At 62.5% G+C, this 22364-nt stretch carries 25 protein-coding genes and 1 pseudogene; 7 read left to right on the top strand and 19 right to left on the bottom strand.

Translation table 11 applies throughout. The features are described 5' to 3' along the window. Positions 1–36: 36 nt before the first annotated feature. The 4 genes from EAG14_RS16075 to EAG14_RS16090 all read right to left on the bottom strand — a co-directional run bounded on the left by EAG14_RS16075 (position 37) and on the right by EAG14_RS16090 (position 3583). Positions 37–642, bottom strand: coding sequence for a TetR/AcrR family transcriptional regulator (locus tag EAG14_RS16075; RefSeq protein WP_099742777.1), 606 nt, complete (start codon positions 640–642; stop codon positions 37–39). Positions 643–713: 71 nt separating this feature from the next. Continuing rightward, entirely contained in the window at positions 714–1703 is a 990-nt protein-coding gene (locus EAG14_RS16080) for an alpha/beta fold hydrolase (protein ID WP_099742776.1), read from the bottom strand. A gap of 52 nt (positions 1704–1755) precedes the next feature. Then, positions 1756–2442, bottom strand: a complete 687-nt coding sequence (locus EAG14_RS16085; protein WP_099742775.1) for a type 1 glutamine amidotransferase domain-containing protein — start codon at positions 2440–2442, stop codon at positions 1756–1758. 250 nt (positions 2443–2692) lie between these two features. Further along, a complete protein-coding gene (locus tag EAG14_RS16090; protein ID WP_099743718.1) occupies positions 2693–3583 on the bottom strand; it encodes a LysR family transcriptional regulator in 891 nt (296 codons plus the stop codon). Positions 3584–3704: 121 nt separating this feature from the next. On the opposite strand from EAG14_RS16090, the gene EAG14_RS16095 reads away from it, so the two are divergent. The 5 genes from EAG14_RS16095 to EAG14_RS16115 all read left to right on the top strand — a co-directional run bounded on the left by EAG14_RS16095 (position 3705) and on the right by EAG14_RS16115 (position 8721). Continuing rightward, positions 3705–4538: an inositol monophosphatase family protein gene (locus EAG14_RS16095; protein ID WP_121729486.1), complete on the top strand. Its 834-nt coding sequence runs from the start codon at positions 3705–3707 to the stop codon at positions 4536–4538. Further along, a complete protein-coding gene (locus EAG14_RS16100) occupies positions 4535–5155 on the top strand; it encodes an NAD(P)-dependent oxidoreductase (RefSeq protein ID WP_121729487.1) in 621 nt (206 codons plus the stop codon). The genes EAG14_RS16095 and EAG14_RS16100 overlap by 4 nt, the downstream gene beginning before the upstream one ends. A gap of 376 nt (positions 5156–5531) precedes the next feature. Further along, positions 5532–5699: a hypothetical protein gene (locus tag EAG14_RS22895; protein WP_158236358.1), complete on the top strand. Its 168-nt coding sequence runs from the start codon at positions 5532–5534 to the stop codon at positions 5697–5699. Positions 5700–6534: 835 nt separating this feature from the next. After that, positions 6535–7476: an RNA polymerase sigma factor RpoH gene (gene rpoH / locus EAG14_RS16110; RefSeq protein ID WP_099658242.1), complete on the top strand. Its 942-nt coding sequence runs from the start codon at positions 6535–6537 to the stop codon at positions 7474–7476. A gap of 231 nt (positions 7477–7707) precedes the next feature. Then, the gene (locus EAG14_RS16115; protein WP_121729488.1) at positions 7708–8721 is read left to right on the top strand and encodes a tripartite tricarboxylate transporter substrate binding protein; all 1014 of its coding nucleotides are present in this window, start codon (positions 7708–7710) and stop codon (positions 8719–8721) included. Between the two features lie 70 nt (positions 8722–8791). Here EAG14_RS16115 and EAG14_RS16120 read toward each other — a convergent pair whose 3' ends face one another. The 5 genes and pseudogenes from EAG14_RS16120 to EAG14_RS16140 form a co-directional block, all read right to left on the bottom strand. Further along, complete coding sequence (locus EAG14_RS16120; RefSeq protein WP_099658240.1) at positions 8792–9403, bottom strand: SCO family protein; 612 nt, start codon at positions 9401–9403, stop codon at positions 8792–8794. Between the two features lie 4 nt (positions 9404–9407). Continuing rightward, entirely contained in the window at positions 9408–10301 is an 894-nt protein-coding gene (gene cyoE, locus EAG14_RS16125; RefSeq protein WP_099658239.1) for a heme o synthase, read from the bottom strand. Beyond that, positions 10298–11494, bottom strand: coding sequence for a heme A synthase (locus EAG14_RS16130; RefSeq protein ID WP_121729489.1), 1197 nt, complete (start codon positions 11492–11494; stop codon positions 10298–10300). The genes cyoE and EAG14_RS16130 overlap by 4 nt, the downstream gene beginning before the upstream one ends. Position 11495: 1 nt before the next feature. Beyond that, on the bottom strand, positions 11496–12239 hold the full coding sequence (locus tag EAG14_RS16135) for a hypothetical protein (RefSeq protein WP_121729490.1): 744 nt from the start codon (positions 12237–12239) through the stop codon (positions 11496–11498). Continuing rightward, positions 12169–12962: pseudogene (locus EAG14_RS16140) on the bottom strand (SURF1 family protein). Before EAG14_RS16140 ends, EAG14_RS16135 begins: the two are co-directional and overlap by 71 nt. A gap of 15 nt (positions 12963–12977) precedes the next feature. Between EAG14_RS16140 and EAG14_RS16145 the strand changes: the two are divergent. Next, the gene (locus EAG14_RS16145; RefSeq protein ID WP_099659049.1) at positions 12978–13199 is read left to right on the top strand and encodes a twin transmembrane helix small protein; all 222 of its coding nucleotides are present in this window, start codon (positions 12978–12980) and stop codon (positions 13197–13199) included. 86 nt (positions 13200–13285) lie between these two features. On the opposite strand, the gene EAG14_RS16150 is transcribed toward EAG14_RS16145, so the two are convergent. The 8 genes from EAG14_RS16150 to EAG14_RS16180 all read right to left on the bottom strand — a co-directional run bounded on the left by EAG14_RS16150 (position 13286) and on the right by EAG14_RS16180 (position 19624). Continuing rightward, the gene (locus EAG14_RS16150) at positions 13286–14167 is read right to left on the bottom strand and encodes a cytochrome c oxidase subunit 3 (RefSeq protein ID WP_099658236.1); all 882 of its coding nucleotides are present in this window, start codon (positions 14165–14167) and stop codon (positions 13286–13288) included. Positions 14168–14224: 57 nt separating this feature from the next. Next, on the bottom strand, positions 14225–14452 hold the full coding sequence (locus EAG14_RS16155) for a DUF2970 domain-containing protein (protein WP_099658235.1): 228 nt from the start codon (positions 14450–14452) through the stop codon (positions 14225–14227). Then, the gene (locus EAG14_RS16160; protein ID WP_099740292.1) at positions 14449–15066 is read right to left on the bottom strand and encodes a cytochrome c oxidase assembly protein; all 618 of its coding nucleotides are present in this window, start codon (positions 15064–15066) and stop codon (positions 14449–14451) included. The genes EAG14_RS16155 and EAG14_RS16160 overlap by 4 nt, the downstream gene beginning before the upstream one ends. Before the next feature lie 10 nt (positions 15067–15076). Then, complete coding sequence (locus EAG14_RS23410; RefSeq protein ID WP_233194722.1) at positions 15077–15187, bottom strand: cytochrome oxidase small assembly protein; 111 nt, start codon at positions 15185–15187, stop codon at positions 15077–15079. A gap of 11 nt (positions 15188–15198) precedes the next feature. Further along, positions 15199–16830, bottom strand: a complete 1632-nt coding sequence (gene ctaD / locus EAG14_RS16165) for a cytochrome c oxidase subunit I (RefSeq protein ID WP_121729491.1) — start codon at positions 16828–16830, stop codon at positions 15199–15201. A 30-nt stretch (positions 16831–16860) separates the two neighbouring features. After that, complete coding sequence (coxB, locus tag EAG14_RS16170; RefSeq protein ID WP_099658232.1) at positions 16861–18030, bottom strand: cytochrome c oxidase subunit II; 1170 nt, start codon at positions 18028–18030, stop codon at positions 16861–16863. 57 nt (positions 18031–18087) lie between these two features. Continuing rightward, complete coding sequence (locus EAG14_RS16175) at positions 18088–18564, bottom strand: DUF2244 domain-containing protein (RefSeq protein WP_121729492.1); 477 nt, start codon at positions 18562–18564, stop codon at positions 18088–18090. Positions 18565–18715: 151 nt separating this feature from the next. Then, the gene (locus EAG14_RS16180) at positions 18716–19624 is read right to left on the bottom strand and encodes a biotin synthase (protein WP_121729493.1); all 909 of its coding nucleotides are present in this window, start codon (positions 19622–19624) and stop codon (positions 18716–18718) included. Positions 19625–19669: 45 nt separating this feature from the next. Here EAG14_RS16180 and EAG14_RS16185 point away from each other — a divergent pair, with 45 nt between their 5' ends. Further along, the gene (locus EAG14_RS16185; RefSeq protein ID WP_121729494.1) at positions 19670–20392 is read left to right on the top strand and encodes a ComF family protein; all 723 of its coding nucleotides are present in this window, start codon (positions 19670–19672) and stop codon (positions 20390–20392) included. Between the two features lie 32 nt (positions 20393–20424). On the opposite strand, the gene EAG14_RS16190 is transcribed toward EAG14_RS16185, so the two are convergent. Together EAG14_RS16190 and EAG14_RS16195 are read right to left on the bottom strand one after the other, a co-directional pair. Next, positions 20425–21414 carry a branched-chain amino acid ABC transporter permease gene (locus EAG14_RS16190; protein ID WP_121729495.1) on the bottom strand — a complete coding sequence of 330 codons (990 nt, stop codon included), beginning with the start codon at positions 21412–21414 and terminating at the stop codon, positions 20425–20427. An 11-nt stretch (positions 21415–21425) separates the two neighbouring features. Further along, complete coding sequence (locus EAG14_RS16195) at positions 21426–22310, bottom strand: branched-chain amino acid ABC transporter permease (RefSeq protein ID WP_099658227.1); 885 nt, start codon at positions 22308–22310, stop codon at positions 21426–21428. Positions 22311–22364 lie beyond the last annotated feature (54 nt).

Raw genomic sequence — 22364 nt, forward strand, 5'->3', positions numbered from 1 at the left:
AAAAAGCACTTCCCGCGAAGTGCCCGATGGGAGGGGTCAGCCCGGCAATTGCAACAGGCGGCGCGTGGCGCCCAGAGCCACGTCAAAGGGCTGCGCATTGCGGGCGATCTTGGCCATCACGCTGGCGCCCATCCACAGCTGGTAGAGGCTTTCGGCCAGCTCGGCCGGGTCGGTCTGCACGCCAAGCGAATGGTCGGCCTGCCCCGCCGCGATGGCCTGCGCCAGGCGCAACACGATGCCCGTGGTGCCCAGCTTCATGGCCGCGCGCATGGCCTCGGACAGATCGGCCACCTCGGCGCCCAGCTTCACGGCCAGGCATTTGCCCTGGCAGTCTTGCAGCGACTGGCCCTCGCGCCAGGCCTGGAAGTAGGCCAGCAGGCGGTCTGCGTGCGAGCCTTTGCTGCGGCCCAGGGTGGCGTCCATCTCGGCGTGATACTGCGCAAAGTAGGCCGTGAGCATGGCCTCGCCAAAGGCGTCCTTCGAGCCGAAGTAGTGATAGAACGAGCCCTTGGGCACGCTGGCGGCCGTCAGGATTTCGTTGATGCCGACCGCAGAGAAGCCTTTGCTGGCCATGATGCGCTGGCCGACGGCGATGATGCCGTCGCGGACGTCAGAGGATTCGGAGGTGTGGGCGGAAACCATGTTCACATCCTATCTCAGATTAGACCGGTCGTCTATTAATCTCAAAACAGACGACCGGCCCGGCGCCCGGTTCACTGGCGGATGAAGGCCAGCAGGTCGGCATTCAAACGGTCCTTGTGCGTGTCGGTCAGACCGTGCGGCGCACCGGGGTAAACCAGCAACTGCGCACCCTTGACCAGCCTGGCTGTGGCGCGGCCGGAAATGTCGATGGGCACAATCTGGTCGTCATCGCCATGCACCACCAGGGTGGGCCGGTCGATCTTTTTCAGGTCTTCCGTCATGTCGGATTCGGAGAAGGCCTTGATCGAATCGAAGGTGTTCTTGTGGCCCGCCTGCATGCCCTGCAACCACCAGTTGTCGATCAGGCCTTGCGACACCTTCACGCCCGGGCGGTTGAAGCCGAAGAAGGGACCGGCGGCGATGTCCTTGTACAACTGGGCGCGGTTGGCCAGTTGGCCGGCGCGGATGCCGTCAAACACCTCGATGGGCACGCCGTTCGGGTTCTTCGCTGACTTGATCATCACCGGTGTGACGGCCGACACCAGCGCCACCTTGGCCACCCGAGCCGTGCCATGGCGGCCGATGTAGCGCGCCACCTCGCCGCCGCCGGTGGAAAAGCCCACCAGCACCGCGTTCTTCAGCTTCAGCATGTCGATCACCGTGCCCAGGTCATCGGCGTAGTGGTCCATGTCATTGCCCTCCCAGGGCTGGCTGGAGCGGCCATGCCCGCGGCGGTCGTGCGCGATGACGCGGTAGCCGTGATCGGCCAGGTAGATCATCTGACTCTCCCAGCTGTCCGAGCTCAAGGGCCAGCCGTGGCTGAAGACCACGGGCTGGCCATCACGCGGGCCCCAGTCCTTGTAGTAGAGCTGCACGCCGTCACGGGTGGTGATGTAGCTGCCAGAGGGCTGGGCGCTGCCGGTTTGCGGCAGCGCAGGCCGGACGCCAGCGGCCAGGGCGGGCGCGGTGGGCGTCAGCGCCGCACCGGCGAAGGCCGCAACCAAAGTGGACAAGGTCAGCAGGTGCTGGGCGGAGCGGGCGAAGATGCGTCGGGCGGTCATGGGGATCCTTTGAAACGGGATGGAAGATGGCGGGTGAGCGTGAGGCGCGGGCTCAGGCGGTGGCGGCGAACTGGCTCAGCAGCACCGTGGCCGCTTCGGCCGACGAGGCCGGGTTCTGGCCGGTGATCAGCAGGCCGTCGGTCACCACGTAGGAGCCCCAATCGGCGCCCTTGCTGTAGCGGCCGCCCTTGGCGATCAGCATGTCTTCCACCAGGAAGGGCACCACATCGGTCAGGCCCACGCCGTCTTCTTCTGTGTTGGCGAAGCCGGTGACCTGCTTGCCTTCCACCAGAGGGCGGCCATTGGGGGCCTTGACGTCGCGCAGCACGCCGGGGGCATGGCACACCAGGGCGACCGGCTTGTGGGCGGCGATGAAGGCCTCGATCAGCGCGACGGAATGCGGGTCTTCGACCAGGTCCCACAGCGGGCCGTGGCCACCGGGGTAGAACACGGTGTCGAAGTCAGCCTGGTCGATGGTGTCCAGGCGGACGGTGTTGGCGAGTTGGGCGTTGGCATCGGAATCGGCCTCGAAGCGGTGCGTCAGCTCGGTCTGGAACATCGGCTCGTTGCTCTTGGGGTCCAGCGGGGGTTGACCACCCAGCGGCGAGGCCAGCACGATCTCGACGCCGGCGTCCTTGAACGCGTAGTAGGGGGCGGCCAGCTCTTCCAGCCAGAAGCCGGTCTTGCGGCCCGTGTTGCCAAGTTGGTCGTGGGAAGTGAGGACCATCAGAACTTTCATTGCATTCACCTTGATGTCAAAAAATTAGACCGGTCTACTATTTAACCGAATCAAAAAATACACTTCAACGGAAGTGCGGCGATGTGGGCTGCGTGGAGCGGCTTTGCGGGCCGCGCTGTGCAGAACATGGGTCAATGATAGATTGAATTAGACCGGTCGTCTAGTGGTGGTGCGAAATTTGTTTGCGAACGCGGTGAGCCACTGCTGTGCCCCACGACATGGGCAGCGCCAGGTGCGGGCCTTCACTGATTCACTGAACGAGTGCGGCCTGAAGCGTGTCGGCCACGCGGGCCCGCAGCCAACGGTGCGCAGCGTCGCTGTCGAACCGGCGGTGCCAGGACAGCACGACCGGTGCAGGCGCCACCGGCATGGGCAGTGGTCGCTGCACGATGTCGAGCGCCTCGCACAGCCCGGCGCACAGCCTCTGGGCCACCACCGTGACGGCATCCGAGCGCGCGACCACCTCCAGCGCCGCCGCCGAGGTGGGCAGCGACGCCACCACACGCCGCGAAAGGCCCAGGTCGGCCAAGGCCTCGTCCACGCGATCACGCAGCCGCCCACGACGCGACACGACCACGTACGGCAGGGCAGCCAGCTTCGCAGGCGACAGCCGGGCCCGGGCCAGGGGGTGTTGGCGTCGCAGCGCCAGGACGAGATGGTCCTCACCCAGCACCTGGTGCGTGATCTCCGGCTGGGTCGGCACCGACGCGCCCAGCTCCAGGTCCACCTCTGTTCGCAGCCCTTCCTGGCGCCCTGACGCGTCTTCGCCCAGGAAGCGGATGCGCAAGGCAGGTGCCGCCTCGCCCACGCTGGCGATCAGCGTTGGCGCCAGTGCGGCCAGCAGCGCATCGTGCCCGCGCAGCGTGAACACCCGGTCAAGCGTGGTGAAGTCGAGCGCACCGGCGGGCTTCAACAAGGTCGAAGCCTCCTGCACCAGGGCATGCACCTGCGCGCGGATGGCCTGGGCGTACGGCGTCGGCACCATGGTGCGACCAGCACGCACCAGGATGTCGTCGCCCGTCACATGGCGGATGCGCGACAGGGTGCGGCTCACCGCAGGCGGCGTCAGGTGCAGACGCTCCGCAGCCATGGCCACGCTGTTGTGCTCGAGCAGGGCATCGAGGGCGGTGAGCAGGTTCATATCCATTGCATCAGGGTAACGTATTCATTGCCGATATTGCACTGGACGTCATGTGATCACTTGCCTATCGTGGCGGCATGGGCACATCGAGATGCCTCCGACCACCCGCAAGACACACCACATGACCCAAGCCCTCTACCCCCTCGCCGAGCCCACCGCCGATGCCTTGCTCGCTGGCATGACCGCCGCCGCCGAACGCGCCGGGCAGCAGTTGCTGGCCCACTTCTCGCCCGATGCCCGACCGCATGACCGCAACGCCCTGATGGCGGCACTGGCCCACAACGAGGCACTGGTGGCCAAGGGCTTGCGCGATGCGCTCAGCGCACTGCGCCCCGGTGCCAACTGGCTGGACGGCGAACTCGAAGCCATGCCCCTGCCCGATGGCGAGTGGTGGGTGGTGGATGCCGTGGAGGGCAACGTCAACCACGTCCATGGCCTGGGCGACTGGGGCGTGAGCATCACACTGGTACGCGATCGCCAACCTGTGCTCGCCGTGTTCCACCACCCGCTAGAGGGCATGATGTGGACTGCAGTGAGCGGCAAGGGCGCGCACCGCAACGGCCAGGCCGTGCGTGTCAGCGCGAAGACGCAACTGGCAGACGCCATCGTCAGCACAGGCCAGGCCGAGGCGGGACAAACCGCCACCTACGGGCCGATCGGTGGGTCGGTCACCGCCATGCTCGGCCACGCCTTGCTGGTGCGCACGTCGGTGCCATCGACCTTCCCGATGCTGCATGTCGCCAGCGGCCAGAACGACGTCTTCTGGCAGTACGCCTGCGTGCTGCCGGGCGTGGCGGCGGGCGTGCTGTTTGTCCAGGAGGCGGGCGGCACGGTGAGCCGCATCGATGGCTCGCCTTGGCAGCCCGGCGCAACCGACATCCTGATGGCTGCGCCAGCGCTGCACGCGGCAGCCACTGCCGTGCTGCGCTCCATCCCGAGCCAGGAGGCTGCATGAAGCTCGCCATCCTGGGTGCCAGCGGCGGCACGGGCCGAGAACTTGTGCAACAGGCGTTGGCGCGTGGCCATGAGGTCAGCGCGCTGGTGCGCGACCCCGCCCGCAGCGGGTTCGATCCGCACCCCCGATTGCGGCTTGTGCGCGTCGATGTCTACGACCCATCGTCGCTACGCCAGGCGCTGGGCGCCGATGTCACCTTGCTGTCCGCATTGGGCATCGGCAAGGGCGGGCGGCCTGGCGTGCTCACCGCAGGGGCACGCGCGGTGGTGGCCGCCAGACCGGCCCGCGTTATCTGGCTGGGTGCGTTCGGCACCGGGCAGACGGCAAGCCAAGGTGGCTGGGCCGTCCGCATGCTGCTGGCCCTGGTGTTGGGCAAAGAAGTGCCGGACAAGGTCGAGGCCGACACGACGGTGCTGCGCGCGGGCGGCACCGTCTTCCATGCGGGGCCGCTTGGTGAGGGGTCAGTGGCCACCTCACGGCGCACCGTGGCACCCGATGTTGCGCCCCGCCGACTCTTCCCTGCCGGAGTCAGCAGGGCCACTGTCGCCGCAGCCATGCTCGACGAAGCCGAATCGCCGCGCTTCGCGGGTGCCCTTGCGGTGCCCTTGGCACGTTGAGGAATGCCGCGAGCCCGGCGGTCCTATTTCGGGACTGGATCGAAGCGAGGATGTCGTTGCGGGTGTCGTTGGAGAGGGTTGCGGTTGCGGAGGCCATGGGGCAACCATGACGCTGATCGGATTGGTAGCCTACAAGGCGTCGATTTTTTGAAGGGCGTTCCGCCACACGACTGCCTCGGTACTACAGCGCGTCATGCCGCGCCGGGGCTCTGACGATTGCTGCGCCCGATTCAGATATGTGCGCTTCAAGCAGCCGGCAAGCACGACCGACGTCCCTCTCCCCGACGGCCGCCAGCAGCTGGCGGCGTTCGTGCTGGGGCGCAGGGTCATAGTCGACGCGAGCGGCGGTCGTGTGCATGTAACTCATGCGCGATTCGTGGAGTATGTCGATGCTGGCGACAACACCATCGGACAGATCACCGGCATCGACTGCGCAGCCACGGCCTCGGACGGGCACAACGCCCTGGCCAAGCTGATGCTGCCTGAGGGCGAGACCCACTGCGCCATGCTCAATCGCCTGGACAAAGCAATCCGGCGGTACTAAGACACCGACGAGATAAACCCGCCATAGGGCGGGCTGGCGGGGTGGCCGTCAGGCTGGGATGGACAGACGCTCACAGAGTGGGCGCAATGATGCCTCGGGCGGAAAGTTGATCTGGGGGCGTGCCACGCTCTCCCGGTTGCTTCTCGGCATGACATTCGAACTCACCAGCGACAGCTCAGGGTTGGGAGCGGAAAGCCATTAATGCCAAGACCGGTCGCTCACGCTGACTCTGCCCTGGTTGCATGGCTCGAACGACCGGTGTCGAAGGTTAAGCAGTCAATCAAGCAAGCGCCCTCCGTATGACTGCTTGCAGCAATCGTTGCCGGTCAGATCGCAAACAACAATGACAGGTGACAGCCTGAAGCAGCCATCAACACATCCAAAAGCCAGTACCCAATTACAAAATGCTGTGGCGATATCGCTCAGGCACGCCACAAGCGGAGGTGCGCATTTTCAGCGCCCTTGAGAAGCGGGAAAAACGCGCTCATGGGAAGCCGTTTGGATGCCTTGAACCAAGGGGTTTGACATGCATGTCATTTCAGGCGGGGCATACGAGGATTGCTGAAAAATTGCCCAAAATTTAAGCAAATTCGCTAGCAACAACGCCCTAGAAATCCATAAAAAATATACAAATCAATAACTTACGAGATTTTTTGCAAACCAAAAAATACAAAACTCAGTGAGAAAAATACAAAACTCCCCGAGAATCGACACTCGCCAATGCAGCCACCGCCTTCGCCGCAATCCCATATGCCAACTGCGGGTGGGAACTTTGGCCTTAGCACTCTATCTATGAGAGTGCTAACATGATGCTATTGAGGAAAGGATTCCCGGCATGACACTTTCATCTGGAACCGCAATCACTGCTGTGACACCCACCAGCCCCTGGGCGCTAGTCCCGGCCCTGGGCAACTTGGACGCCTACATTTCGGCGGTCAACCGCCTGCCCCTGCTGACGCAGGAAGAAGAGCAGACTTACGCCCGCCAACTCAAAGAAAACAACGATGTGGACGCTGCGGGCCGCTTGGTGATGTCGCACCTGCGCTTGGTGGTTTCCATTTCACGCCAGTACCTGGGGTACGGGTTGCCCCATGGCGATCTGATCCAGGAAGGCAATGTCGGCCTGATGAAGGCCGTCAAGCGTTTTGACCCTGACCAGGGCGTTCGGCTGGTGAGCTACGCCATGCACTGGATCAAGGCCGAGATCCATGAATACATTCTGAAAAACTGGCGCATGGTCAAGGTGGCGACCACCAAGGCCCAGCGCAAGCTGTTTTTCAATCTGCGCTCGATGAAACAGGGCTTCAAGGCCGATGCCAGCGCAGCTGATGCTGCCACGCACCGCGACACGCTGTCTGACCACGAAATCGATGTAGTGGCAGCACAGCTGAACGTGAAGCGCGAAGAGGTCATTGAGATGGAAACGCGCATGTCGGGTGGCGATGTGCTGCTGGACCCCACCCCTTCGGACGACAGCGAGCAAGCCTTTGGCCCGATTGCTTACTTGGCCGATGCATCGCACGAGCCCACGGCCATGATTGAGTCGCGCCAACGCGATGTGCTGGCGTCTGACGGTATTGCCAATGCGCTGGCCAGCCTGGACGAGCGCAGCCGCCGTATTGTGGAAGAGCGCTGGCTGAAGGTGAACGACGATGGCTCTGGCGGCATGACGCTGCACGAGCTGGCGGCGGTTTACGGCGTGAGTGCTGAACGCATCCGGCAAATTGAAGTGGCTGCGATGAAGAAAATGAAGAAGGCTTTGACGGAACCCGCCTAAGCCATTGAAGCAAGGTGCGAGTGGGGTACAGCGGGCATGCAGCGGCACTACCATTTGGGAGCCTTGCCGATAGACCCCACACAGGGCCCGCCAGGAACCTGTTGATGCTGATTGCGATGCCCCTGCGTGGTGGCTTCGCAAGCTAGTCAACAGATTTGGCGGGCTTTTCTTTGTGCGGTGCAAAGGCGCTTTGCCGTGTGCCGCACATTCATACACCTTGGAAGGAGCCCCATGCATCCCGTGTTCTCTCGCCGCAGTGCCGTTGTCCTGGCGTTGACGGCATTGGCTTCGTCTTGTGCTCTGGCCCAAAAAGCCCCAGCCGTTGCAGCCCAGGCCCCCTGGCCTACCAAACCGCTGAAAATTGTGGTTGGCTTCCCACCGGGCTCTTCGCCCGACCTGACGGCTCGCACTTTTTCTGAGCCTTTGTCCAAGGCATTGGGGCAGCCGGTGCTGGTGGAAAACAAGGTGGGCGCAGGCGGCAACATTGGGGCCGATGCGGTGGCCAAGGCACGGGATGACCATACGATTGGCTTGATGATCAACGGCAACATGACGATTGCCAAGCTGATCAATGCCGCTGTGCCCTATGACCCGCAAAAGGACTTGGCACCGCTGACGCTGGTGGGCACATCGCCCCTGGTGCTGACGGCCCCGCTGAGCCAGCCCGGGGTGTCGGCCACCGCCGACGCCCGCGAGTTCATGGCCGCTGCACGCAGCGCAGGCGACAAATGGAGCTACGGCACGCCGGGCGTGGGCACAGTGGGCCACATTGGCACAGAGCTGCTGAAAGCGCGCAGCGGCATCAACCCGGTGCATGTGCCCTATGCAGGCTACCCACAGGTGGCCACCGCCATGCTGGGCGGGCAACTGCAGATGGCGCTGCTGCCCCCGGCGCTGGCGCAGGCGCAAGTCAAGGCAGGCAAGCTGCGGGCGATTGGGGTGACATCGGCAGGCCGCAGCGCGCTAGCGCCCGATGTACCCAGCCTGAGTGAGGCGGGCATCCAGGGCTTTGAGCTGGAAATTTGGAATGCTTTTGCCACCCCTGCCACCATGCCCAAGCACCTGCAGGTGCGGCTGGCCACCGTACTGGCAGAGATTGCACGCACCCCGGATGTGCGGGCCAAGCTGTTCCAGCAAGGCTGGCAAGTGGCTGGCACGTCCCCTGAGGGCCTGGCCAATCGCATCAAGGCGGATACGGCCACCCTGGGGCAGATCATTGCCCAGCGGGGCATCAAGGCAGATTGAGCCCGGTAGTCCGGTGGGCCATGCCGATAGGCAGACCCCGCTACCAACGCTGTGCCAACCTGCTTTCGCCCTACTTTGACTCTTTGAGCAAGGTGGCCACATCCGCCGCCAGGGCCGCGGCGCCGCTGCCGTAGCGGTGGTACACGCGCAGGCGGCCTGCAGTGTCGTACACGTAGCTGCCGGCCGAGTGGTCCATGGTGTAGCTGGTGGGCGTCTTGCCATCCACCTTCTTGTAGTAGATCTTGAAGTCCTTGGCCACAGCGGCCAGCTCTTGCGCATTGCCGCGCAGCGCCAGGAAGGTGGGGTCAAAGTTGGCCATGTAGGCCTTGAGCACTTCGGCGGTGTCACGCTCGGGGTCTACGGTCACGAAGATGCCTTGCAGGCGCTCACCATCCGCACCCAGCGTGCGCTTGACCTCGGCCAGCTCCTGCATGGAAGTGGGGCAAACGTCCGGGCACTGGGTGAACCCGAAAAACACCACCACCACCTTGCCAGCAAAGTCTTTGAGGTGGCGCGGCTGGCCGTTGTGGTCGGTCAGGGGCAGGTCACGGGCGTACTCGGCGCCGGTGATATCTACCCCCTTGAACTCGGCCTTCTTCTCAGCACAAGCAGAAAAAAGTGCCGTAGCGCTTACCAATAAAGCGCTAGCAGCTATTATTTTTATAGCATTTCGTTTTTGCATGGGGTCACATCACGTAATGGTCTACCAGCAGCGCGGCAAACAGCACGCTCAGGTGAATCAGGGAGAAGCGGAAGGTCTTGCGGGCCAAGGCATCTGAGTAGTTGCGCCACAGCGCAAAGCCGTAGCCACAGAACCCGGCACTCAGCACCACGGCAAAGGCCAGGTAAATCCACGAGCTCATGCCGTACACAAACGGCATGAGGCAGCCTGCAAACAGGATCAGCGTGTACAGAAACACCTGCAGCCGCGTGAACTCATTGCCATGGGTGACGGGCAGCATGGGCAGGCCAGACTTGCGATAGTCCTCCACCCGGTACAAGGCCAGCGCCCAGAAGTGCGGGGGCGTCCACAAGAAGATGATGAGGAACAGGATCAAGGCCTCGGGCCCCACATCCCCTGTGAGAGACGACCAGCCCAGCACCGGCGGCATGGCGCCCGATGCGCCTCCAATCACGATGTTTTGGGGCGTCAGCGGCTTGAGGATGACGGTGTAGATCACGGCATAGCCCACAAAGGTGGCAAAGGTGAGCCACATGGTCAGCGGGTTGATCCACACATACAGCAGCACCGAGCCAGCAGCGCACAACACCGCAGAGAACAGCAGGGTTTGCTGGTTGGACAGCTCGCCCTTGGCGGTGGGGCGCCAGGCGGTGCGCTTCATCTTGGCATCAATGCCCTGCTCCACGATGCAATTGAACGCTGCAGCGGCCCCGGCCACCAGCCAGATGCCCACACAGGCCAGCGCCATGGTGCCCAATTGCGCTGCACTGGGCAGGCCGGGCACCGCCAGCACCATGCCGATCAGGGCGCAAAACACAATCAACTGCACCACGCGCGGCTTGGTCAGCGCGTAAAACTGCGCGAATCGCGAAGGGGGGGAAACGGCAGCAACACTCATGCAATCACTCTCGGCGCGCGCAATGGCGCAGACATCTCAGGCTGGCCCACTGCAGCACGGCTGGCGGCAAGGGCCCAGGTCAAAACCACCACCAGCGCCGCAGCGCCGCCAGTGTGCAACACGGCAGCCACCAGCGGCCACCCCAGCACCACGTTAGACAGGCCCGTGGCAAGCTGCAGCCCAGCCAGCCCAGCCAGCCACTGCGCCTGTGCACGCAGCGCAGCAACGCGGCGCAGCCGCCAGGCCAGCCACACCAAAGCTGCCAGCACCAGGTAGGCCATCAGGCGGTGCACGTAGTGGATGGCCGTGAGCCCCGCAAAACTGATGTGGGAGCCGTCTTTGAGCAGGCCCAACTCGCGCCACACCTCAAAGCCCTGTGCAAAATCCATGGCTGGCCACCAACTGCCCTGGCAGGTGGGGAAGGTGGTGCAGGCCAGCACAGCGTAGTTGGTGCTGACCCAGCCGCCCAACACCACCTGTGCAGACACCAGTGCGGCCGTGGCCCACAACGCAGCGCGCAGCGGCCCCGGCAAGCCCACGCGCGCCACGCCCTGCGCCGCACGCGTGTGCTGCACGGCCTGCACGCACAGCAAGGCCAACAGCACCAAGCCACCGATGAGGTGCAAGGTGACGATGGCCGGAAACAGCTTCATGGTGACGGTGAGCGCACCAAAAGCCCCTTGCAGGCACACCCACAGCAAAGTGAAGGTAGGCCACCATGGGCTGCCCCCCGGCGCGGGCCCCGCATGGGCCGTGGATGCCTTGGCGCGTTGCCAAGCGCGGTGCTGCACCCAGGCAGAAGCCGTCATGGCAATGATCAGCACGCCCACCCCGGTGGCCAGGTAGCGGTGGATCATCTCGACCCAGGCCTTGCGGTGGGTGACTGGGCCAGTGGGCATGGCATCTTGGGCTGCGGTGATTTCTGCTTGGGCCCCCACCGGGCTGGCGCTGCCGTAGCAGCCAGGCCAGTCGGGGCAACCCAGGCCCGAATCGGTGAGGCGGGTGAAGGCACCAAACAGCACCAGGTCAAAGGTCAAGAACAGGGTGAGCACCGTCAAAGCTTGCAGGCGGCGCATGGGCGATGCCCCACGGTTACGCCAGCGCACCCAGGCCAGGGGCCCCAGGGCAATCAACAAGCCCAGCAGCATGAGCCTTGTCAGCGGAGCCAGGTCGTACAGCGGTTGGGCATCCATGTCAGGGCTTTCCGGGGCGGCCGGGCTCGTCCCAGGAGGCCGATGCACGCAGCAAGCGCTCCAGGTCTTTTTTGGCCTTGGCGGCGCCTGCGACATCCATGGGGGCCGGGAAACGCATCATCCAATGACCCTGAGGGTCCACCACGTAGATGTGGTCGGGCAGTGCATGCCCGGGCGCGGGCGCCAGCCACTGGGCGAGCGCAGCGCCGTCCACACGGCGCACCTGCGCCTGCTGGAGGGCCGGGGCCAGCGCTGCGGGTGGTGTCTGCCCATCAGTGACCAGCCACACCCAGTCCACCCGGTCCTTTTCGCGGCCCACGCTCTCCCGCAACTGGCGCTGCAGGTACAGGTGCTTTTGGCAGTCTGCATCGCATTGGCTGCCCGCCACACTCACCAGCAGCCACTGGCCCTTGAGGTCTGGCAGCGTGCCTGGACTGCCATCCAGCGCCGTCGTGGGCAATGCGGGCATGGGGCGCTGAGGTTCGATCAGCTCGCCATAGTTCTTGCGCCCCTCGGGCCGGATGACGTAGTAGGTGAAGTAAGACGCAATGACCGGAGCCGCGCAAATGAGCATGACCGCCAGCATCTTCCAGCGCCCATGGCGGGTGCGCTGCGCAGCATCCATGGCCCCGCCCGCTTCGGGCAGCGTGTGTATGGTCAGACCCAAAGGGTGCTCAGCCGCCACCGCTGGGGGCACGCTGGCGGCGTGGGCGAAAGAAGCGTCGGACGATTTGGAACCAGACATAAAGGAGTGCAATCAGGCTGCAAAGCCCAAACCATTGAAATGCGTAACCATAGTGTTTATCGACGCCCGACGAGACCACAGGCCAGTCGCGCAACAGGCCTTCACTGGGATCCCCCAACTGAACCACCGAGAGCGTGAGAATGGGCCGCTGCATCTCTGCACCCATGGCCGCCAAGTCGAGATTTTGCCGGATGCGGGAAGACCCCTGTGCGCTATCCCCCGCAACGAATTCGTACAAGCGCGAAGGCAAGGCCGCCACACGGCCCTGCACTTGCACCGGCCCTGTTGGGGTGTCTACCCTGGGCACCTGGGTGCGGTCTTGGAAATTGCGAGCCCCCCAGCCACGCTGCACCAGCACCACGGTTTTTTCATCGGGCAACAACAACGGCGTCACCACATAAAAGCCTGGGCGGCCTTGCATCTGGCGGTTGTCCAGGTACACCGTGTGCTCAGGCAGCCACCGGCCTTGCAGCGTCACCGCGCGGTGCAGCAATGCCTCTGCGTCTGCAGCCATCGCCCCGCCCTCCCCAGCTTGTCACGCAAGGCCTGGCCGTCCAGCGCGGGCATGGCGGCACGGGCCTCCAAGGTGGCCTGGTAGGCGACCTTCTCGGCCGCCCGCCCCAACTGCCAGCGCCCTAGCGACGCAGTGACCCCCATGCCCACCAAGGCGGCCAGGGTAATGAGAACAAAAAGCACACGCTGTGCACGCGGACGGGGTGTCACGGGATAATGGGCTCCATGAAATATCTTGTCGTGTTGGCGTTTATCGGCATTGTGGCCAGCCTGGGCTCGGCGCTGTTCTTCATGATGCGCAATGGCCAAAGCGATGCCGCCAAAGGCAAGCGCATGGCCCGCGCACTGGCGGTGCGAGTGGGTCTGTCCATTGTGCTGTTTGTCTGCATTTTGGTGGCCTGGCAATTGGGCTACATCCAACCCACTGGGTTGCCAGCCACCCGTTAAGTGCCCCTCGGGCCGCCCCGAGGCAACACCGCACTGCCCAATGAAAAAAGCGCCTTGCGGCGCTTTTTTCATTGGGCCAGCCAGATTTACATCCAGTACACCAGCACGTACAGGCCCAGCCAGACCACGTCCACAAAGTGCCAGTACCAAGCAGCACCTTCAAAGCCGAAGTGCTTCTCGGCCGTGAAGTGGCCTTTTTGCAGGCGCAGGGTAATGAACAGCAGCATCAACATACCCACAAACACGTGAAAACCGTGAAAGCCCGTCAGCATGAAGAAGGTGGAGCCAAACACGCCAGACGAGAGTTTGAGGTTCAGGTCAGTGTAGAGGTGGTAATACTCGTAGCCCTGCACGATCAGGAAGACGATGCCCAGCAGCACGGTGGCCCACATGAAGGCAATGGTTTTGCCACGCTGGTTCTCACGCAGTGCGTGGTGGGCAATGGTCAGCGTGACGCCCGAGGTCAACAGCAACGCGGTGTTGATGGTGGGCAGCCAGAATGGGCCGACGGTCTGGAAGGGCTCGACAATGCCAGCGGGCGACGCGGTCACCCCTGCCGCTAGGCTGGGCCACACCGCCTTGAAGTCGGGCCAGAGCAGTGCGTTGTCGAGACTGCCCAACGCGGGCACCGAGTGCGAACGCGCCCACCACAGCGCCGTGAAGAAGGCGCCAAAGAACATCACTTCAGAGAAGATGAACCAGCTCATGCTCCAGCGGTAAGACAGGTCGATCTTGTGACCGTAGAGACCGCCTTCGCTTTCGCGGGCTGCATCGCGGAACCACTGGTACAAGACAAAAAGCCACCACACCATGCCCAGCGCCAGGGAGTACTTGCCCCAGTCATGGCCATTGATCCATTGGCCTGCGCCCAAGATCACAAAAAACAGCCCAGCAGCGGCCATCACAGGGTGACGAGACTCTGCAGGCACGTAGTAGTACGGTGTTGTGCCGTGTGTTGATGCACTCATTTCAGCTCCTGACTCTCTAAATCGTTGTTATCTGTCTCGGGGGGCGAGCCCACTGCGTCACACAATCCAGTTCACCAGCGCAATGAGCGCCAGCACCAGCGAAAAAACGGCCACCAATCCCACCACGATGATGTGGATGGGGTTGAGCTTCTCTACATCCTGCGCGTACTCAGAACCTTTGCGCAGACCGATCAAAGACCAAGCCACGGCACGCACCGTGCGCAAGAACGATCCTTTGCGCTGTACCGGCGTTACCTTGGGGGAAGAAGGCTTGGCTGCGCTCATGAGCCAGCCCCTTCCTGCCCGGCCACGGCTGCAGCTGCAGACTGGGGTGCCGCAGGTGTCTTACCGCCCACCTCAAAAAAGGTGTAGGACAGCGTGATGGTGGACACATCTTTGGACAGGCGTGGGTCAATCACAAACGCCACCGGCCATTCCTTCTTTTCGCCGGGCTCCAGGGTGTACTGGTTGAAGCAAAAGCACTCCAGCTTGGTGAAGTGCGCTGCAGCCTGGCGAGGGGCATAGCTGGGGATGGCCTGCGCGGCCATGCGCCGGTTCTGCACGTTCTGAAACTCGTACATCACCGTGGTCAATTCACCGGGATGCACTTTCACTGAGCGCTGCGCGGGCTTGAAGTCCCAAGGCCCGCGTGCGTTGGCATCGAACTCGACCGTGATGGTGCGGCTCTTGTCCACCTGGGTATTGGCGGGCAGTTTGGCATCTTTGCCCGCAGATCCGTTGCCGGGCACCTGCCGCTCTGACAGCGACAGAATGTTGATGCCCGTCATCTCGCAAATGTGCTTGTAGATGGGTATCAGCGCGTAGCCAAAGGCAAACATGCCCGCTGCAATCACCAGCAGCTTGCCGACCATCTTGGCGTTTTCGCGGTGCAGGCTCATGGCAATCGGCTCAGCGTGACAGCAGCACGACTTTGACCATGAAGCCCACAAAGAAAGTGGCTGCTACAGACGCCAGGACCAGCGCCATCCGCAAGTTGCTTTTCTTTTGCTCGGGGGTCATGACGACGCTCCTCAGCCAATGACGCGCGTTGCCGTCGCATCCAGCTTGGGAGGAGTTTCATAGGTATGGAACGGCGCTGGCGACGGCACTTCCCACTCCAGGCCCTCAGCCCCCTCCCAAGGCTTTTGCGGAGCCTTGGCACCCTTGCCGCGCATGGCAGGCACAACCACAAACAGGAAGAAGTACACCTGCATCAGACCAAAGCCCAACGCGCCGACCGATGCGATCGCGTTGAAGTCGGCAAACTGCATGGGGTAGTCAGCGTAGCGACGGGGCATGCCTGCCAAGCCCAGGAAGTGCATGGGGAAGAAGGTGACGTTGAAGGTGATGAGCGAACCCCAGAAGTGAATCTGTCCACGGGTTTCGCTGTACATCACGCCCGTCCATTTGGGGGCCCAGTAGTAGTACGCCGCAAACATGGAGAACAACGACCCGGCCACCAGCACATAGTGGAAGTGGGCCACCACGTAGTACGTGTCTTGCAGCTGGATGTCGATCGGCGCCATGGCCAAAATCAGGCCGGTGAAGCCACCCATGGTGAACACAAAGATGAAGCCCACAGCAAACAGCATCGGGGTTTCGAACGTCATGGAGCCGCGCCACATGGTTGCGATCCAGTTGAAGATCTTCACGGCCGTGGGCACGGAGATCAGCATCGTGGCGTACATGAAGAACAGCTGGCCCGTCACAGGCATGCCGGTCGTGAACATGTGGTGGGCCCACACAATGAACGACAGGATGGCGATGGACGAGGTGGCATACACCATGGAGGCATAGCCGAACAGCTTCTTGCGTGCAAAGGCAGGCACGATCTGGCTGATGATGCCGAAAGCCGGCAAGATCATGATGTACACCTCGGGGTGACCGAAGAACCAGAAGATGTGCTGGTACATCACCGGGTCACCACCACCGGCGGGGTTGAAGAAGCTGGTGCCAAAGTGGCGGTCGGTCAGCGTCATGGTGATGGCACCGGCCAGAACGGGCATCACGGCGATCAGCAGGTAAGCGGTGATGAGCCAAGTCCACGCAAACATGGGCATCTTCATCAGCGTCATGCCAGGGGCGCGCATGTTCAGGATGGTCACGATGATGTTGATCGAGCCCATGATGGACGAGGCGCCCAGGATATGCATCGCGAAGATGCCAGCGTCCATGGAGGGGCCCATCTGCAAAGTGAGCGGTGCATACAGCGTCCAGCCCGCAGCAGGTGCGCCGCCGGGCATGAAGAACGAGCTCACCAGCATCAGCGCGGCAGGGATCATCAGCCAGAAGCTGAAGTTATTCATGCGGGCGAACGCCATGTCGGAGGCGCCGATCTGCAGCGGAATCATCCAGTTCGCAAAGCCCACGAAGGCCGGCATGATGGCGCCGAACACCATGATCAGGCCGTGCATGGTGGTGAGCTGGTTGAACAGCTCGGGGTTCACCAGCTGCAGGCCGGGTTGGAACAGCTCAGCGCGAATCAGCAGTGCCAGGATGCCCCCCACCATCAACATGGTGAAAGAGAACAGCAGGTACAGCGTGCCAATGTCTTTGTGGTTGGTGGCGAACACCCAGCGGCGCCAGCCTGAGGGTGAATGGTGGTCATGGCCATCGTGTGCGTGATCGCCAGCACGCCCATGGTTGTCGAGAACTGCGCTCATAGTGAATTCCTCAATGCAATAGGGCGATGATTACTTGCCACGCTGGGCCACGATTTCTGCAGGCTGCACCAGCTGGCCGGTTTTGTTGGACCAGTTGTTCTTGGTGTAGCTCACCACTGCCGCAATGTCGGTATCGCTCAATTGCTTCCACGAGGGCATGGCACCGTTGGCTGCGCCGTTGAGCAGCACCTGAATCTGCTTGGCATGGTCGGCATCCAGCACGATGGCCGAGCCGTCCAGCGGCTTGATAGGGCCAGCGCCCTTGCCATTGGCCTGGTGGCAAGCAGCGCAGTTGGCGGCATACACCTTTTCGCCCCGCTTGAGAATGTCTGCCAGCGCCCACACCTTGGTGGGATCGTCCAGCTTGGCGGCAGCCTTTTTCTTTTGCTCCGCCACCCAGCCCGAATAATCTTCCGCAGACAGCACCTTCACATGGATGGGCATGTAGGCGTGCTCCTTGCCGCACAACTCAGCACACTGTCCGTAGTAGTCGCCCACTTTCTCTGCCCGAAACCATGTGTCGCGGACAAAGCCGGGGATGGCGTCTTGCTTGATACCGAAGGCGGGCACCATGAAGGCATGGATCACATCGTTGGCGGTGGTGATGATGCGGACCTTCTTGCCCACGGGCACCACCATCGGGTTGTCCACTTTGAGCAGGTAGTCCGCAGGTGCCTGAGACACGTTGCCACTGTCGGACATGACACGGTGGCTGCTGTCGAGCGTGGAGATAAAGGCCAAGCCTTCACCTTCGCCCGTGATGTAGTCATAGCCCCACTTCCACTGGTAGCCAGTGGCCTTGATCGTCAGGTCGGCATTGGTGGTGTCCTTTTGCGCGACCAGCACCTTGGTGGCGGGCAAAGCCATCAGGATCACGATGATGAACGGAACAATCGTCCACACAATTTCCACCGTCACCGACTCATGGAAATTGGCAGACTTGGCGCCTTTGGACTTGCGATGCTTCCAGATGGAATAGAACATCACGGAGAAAACGGCGATGAAGATCACCGTGCAGATGATGAGCATCATCCAGTGCAAGAAATGCTGCTCTTCGGCAATTTTGGTGACTGGCGGGGCCAGGTTCAACTGATTGACGGCGGGCCCACCGGGCAGGTCTTGAACGGCGTGGGCGGCGCTGCCCACCCATGCACCGGCCATCAGCAGCAGAGAAGCCAGCTTGTTGGGAATGCTCTTCATAGTTCTCATTTACTTCTATGCCTCAAATTAACCAATCCCCGCAGCGCCTGCGTGGGGTCAGGCGGCCCGCAAGGCCATGCGGATCTCAGACGCCAGAGCGGCACGAAGCTCCGGGCGCACAAAACGCCCCACCTCGACCGACCTGCCTCGTGCAGACAAGGTGATGAGCGATCTGTCACCGGTCTTGGGCTCTACTCGAACCCAGCGTCGGTCAAATTCAGCCCGCTCACGCCTGCCCGCTGTCTCCCTCTCCACCACAAGGCGAGACCCTTGCAGTGAAATCTTTTCGCCATCCGTCGCGTGACGAACGTACATGGCAAATGCAATTCCGACAACAGCAATTTCCAGGGATATGAAGGTCGACATCGGGTAAGCACCGAGGAACCAGAAGCCCGCGGCGACACCGAGCAACACACAACACAGTGACAAAGGCACCCAACCGAGCGACACCGGGCTGACCGAGCCATGCCGGACGAGACACCAGGCGATGTCCTGATCGGACACCGTGGCAAAACGCAGAACCAAGCCAGCCACCGGAAATACTCACAAAAATTGCCTGCGACTTCTGCTCGCTCCTGCAGAGCACGCCAGACAAAGTTGCGCGGGAAAATGCCCGAAATTTCACATCCCAACTGGCAAGAATTGTAGCTTGCCTTGTTCTAAATCATTGACACGGCGTTACGAGTTACTCATTAACTGGGCCGTTACGCAACATGGCACGCATGTCACTCAAAGAGACCGAGCTGCTGGGGCTCACACGCACGCGCGGCGCGGGTTTGAAGGCATGGCCGTAGATGATTTCAAAGGTCAGCGAGAGCGGCTTGCCCGCTCCATCACCGGCATCACCCAATCGATCTGACAAGGCCTGGAGCAATTGCTGACGCCAGCGCTTGCCGCGCAGCGCTCCAAAACGCTCTGGGTGTAAATTGCAGCCCAGTTCACGCAACTCTTGCAGCAGGCGCTCGGGGGTCGCAAAGGTCAGGGTGATTCGCTCCATGTCCATCACGGGCTCGGCAAAGCCCGCCTGCACCAGCATGTCACCCCAGTCGTGCATATCAGTAAACGCGTGGCCCGCCGGGGGCCAGCCCAGATCAGCATACACAGCGCGCAACTCCTGCGCCGTGTCCGGCCCCAGGCAAGAGAACATCAAATAGCCATCCACAGTCAAAGCGCGGTGCCATTGGGCGATGAGCGCCTGGGGATCAGCCGCCATGTGCAGTGCCATGTTGGCCCAAAGCATCTGCACGCTACCGTCGCCTGGCATCTCCACACGCGTGCCGCCGCCCGTCCAGCGGGTGGGGCTCCACCAAGGCTTGTCCAGGGCTTGGATTGCTGCCCCCTGGCTTGTCAACGAGGTCTCTGCCACCACGCAGTCGGCCTTGGGATAGCGCGCGCTGACGAGCGCATGCCCCTGCAGCCCCCCACGCACGGCGTCCCAGTGGCACCACGCCTGCGGCGCCTGCCGAATCCACTGCAAGCGGTCTTCCATGCGCCGGGCCACCTCTTCATGCAGCCAGGGCGACTGGGCGGGCGCACTGGCGTGCCAACGCGCTGCCGCAACGGGGTCTATGGTGGGAGGGCGCTCTGTGGGCATGGGGCTCAGTACCTGGGTCAAACGGCAGGCGAGTATATTGATTCCATGCTTTTCAGGCGCTTGTCAGGCCTCTTGAGGCCCATCACCCAACTGGCACAGCGCGTGCCCAGCCAATGCGCCGTGTGCCATGCCTGGCCCGCACAGCGGGTGTGCAACGCGTGCGTGGCGCGGTTTGCACAGCCCAGCCACCGCTGCACACGCTGCGCCTTGGTGGTGCCCGGTGGAGTGCCAATTTGCGGGGCCTGCCTGAAAGAGCCACCCGCCATCGACACCTGCCTTGCGGCTGTGCCTTACGCATACCCTTGGGCGCAGGCCATCAAAGCCTTCAAGTTCCACAACGATCCTGGCTGGGCCAAGCCACTGGCCACGCTGTTGCGCAGCACGCCGTGGATAGAACCTGCGCTGGAAGCCGCAGACTGGGTCATCCCCATCCCGTTGTCTGACCATCGGTTGAAAGAGCGTGGCTTCAACCAGGCTGCACTGATAGCCCAGAAGCTGACCCCCACCAAAACAAACACCCAGGCCATGCTGCGCCTGCACGACACCCCCGCCCAAAGCGGACTGACGCGGGCACAGCGGCTGCGCAATCTGCGCAACGCCTTCATGGTGGAACCCCGCTGCGCAGCCGCGTTGCAGGGCCGCCATGTGATCTTGCTGGACGATGTGATGACCACCGGCGCCACATTGGATGCCGCCGCCAGCGCGCTGAGAGCCTGTGGCGTAGCGCACATCACCGGAGTGGTCGTGGCGCGCACAGAGCGCGAGTAAGGGCAAGCAAGCCACCCCGGTCAGGCCGCGCTCTAGGTACCTTTGCGCCAACGCGCTTGCAGGGCAATGATCTCGCCCATGATGCCCCGGCGGAACGCCAGCACGCACACCACAAAAATAAGCCCTGTGACCATGGTGACCGACTCACCCAGGGTCTTGAACCATTCCACACTTGTGAGTGCCGCCAGCAAATTGCCCAGCTCGCCAATCTTGTTTTCGAGCAACACCACCACCGCCGAACCGACCAGCGGACCAGACAGAGTGCCCAGCCCCCCCACTAGGTTCATCAAGATGACCTGGCCAGAGGCCGTCCAGTGCACGTCTGACAAGGTCGCAAAACCCAGCACCAGCGTTTTCAGCGACCCCGCCAAACCGGCCAGGGCCGCAGACAGCACAAATGCCAGCAGCTTGTAGCGGTGGGTGTCATAGCCCAGCGATATGGCCCGAGGCTCGTTTTCCTTGATGCCCTTGAGCACCTGCCCAAACGGCGAATGGACGGTGCGCACGATAAGGCAAAACGCGGCCACCACGATGACCAGCGTGACGTAGTACATGGCCAGATCGCTTTGCAGGTCAATCAACCCCAGCAGCTTGCCACGGGGCACGCCCTGCAAGCCGTCCTCGCCGCCAGTGAATGGCGCCTGCAGGCAAGCAAAGAACAGCATCTGCGCCAGGGCCAGCGTGATCATCGAAAAATAGATGCCCTGGCGGCGAATGGCGAGCCAGCCAAACAGCAACCCCAGCAAACCACCACTGGCGGTGCCAAACAGCAAGCCCACCTCAGGTGTCATGCCCCAGGCTTTGACGGCATGCCCAGCCACGTAGGCAGCGCCGCCAAAAAAGGCCGCATGCCCAAACGACAGCAACCCGGTGTAGCCCAGCAACAAATTGAAGGCGCAGGCGAACAGAGCGAAGCACATGAGCTTCATCACAAACACAGGGTAAGCGCCTGCAAACGGCGCCGCCAACAAAGCCAGCAACAGCAGACCGTACCCCAATTTGGCGATTCTTTTCGAGTTCATGGACCGGCCCCTTATTTCTCTTTGCCGAACAAACCGGCAGGGCGGATCAGCAAAACAATCACCATGATGACAAACACCACCGTGGATGACGCCTCGGGGTAGAACACTTTGGTAAAGCCCTCAATCACACCCAAGCCCAGCCCCGTCAGGATCGAGCCCATGATCGATCCCATGCCGCCGATCACCACCACGGCAAACACCACGATGATGAGGTTTTGCCCCATGAGCGGGGTGACCTGGTAAACCGGCGCAGCCAGCACACCGGCAAACGCGGCCAGGGCTGCACCAAACGCATAGGTCAGGGTGATCATGACCGGCACATTCACGCCAAAGGCCTCGACCAGACGCGGGTTCTCGGTGCCTGCCCGCAGGTAGGCTCCCAGCTTGGTCTTTTCAATCACATACCAGGTTGCAAGGCACACCACGATCGACGCCACCACCACCCAGGCTCGGTAGTTGGGCATGATCATGAAGCCCAGGTTGGTGGCCCCCTCCAGCAGCTCCGGCGTGTCGTAACCCAGGCCAGACACACCGTAGATCGAGCGGAACACCCCCTCAATCAACAGCGTGAGGCCCAGGGTCAACAGCAGCCCATACAGGTGGTCCAACTTGTAGATCCAGCGCAGCAACAGCCGCTCAATCACCACACCAAACACCCCCACCACCAACGGCGCCAACACCAGCATCCACCAATAGCCGATGCCCAGGTAGTTCATGGCCATCCAGGTCGCCAAGGCCCCCATCATGAACAGCGCACCATGCGCAAAGTTGATGACGTTGAGCAACCCGAAGATGACCGCCAGGCCCAGACTCAAGATGGCATAGAACGACCCGTTGACCAGCCCCAGAAGGAGCTGGCTGAGCAGGCCTGGCAAGGAGACACCGAAAATTTCCATGGGAGGCAGCGCCGGTGAAAGAGGGTGGGATTCAGTGCGTGAAACAGCGGGGCA

Source organism: Acidovorax sp. 1608163, from assembly GCF_003669015.1.
Classification (GTDB): Bacteria; Pseudomonadota; Gammaproteobacteria; order Burkholderiales; family Burkholderiaceae_C; genus Acidovorax.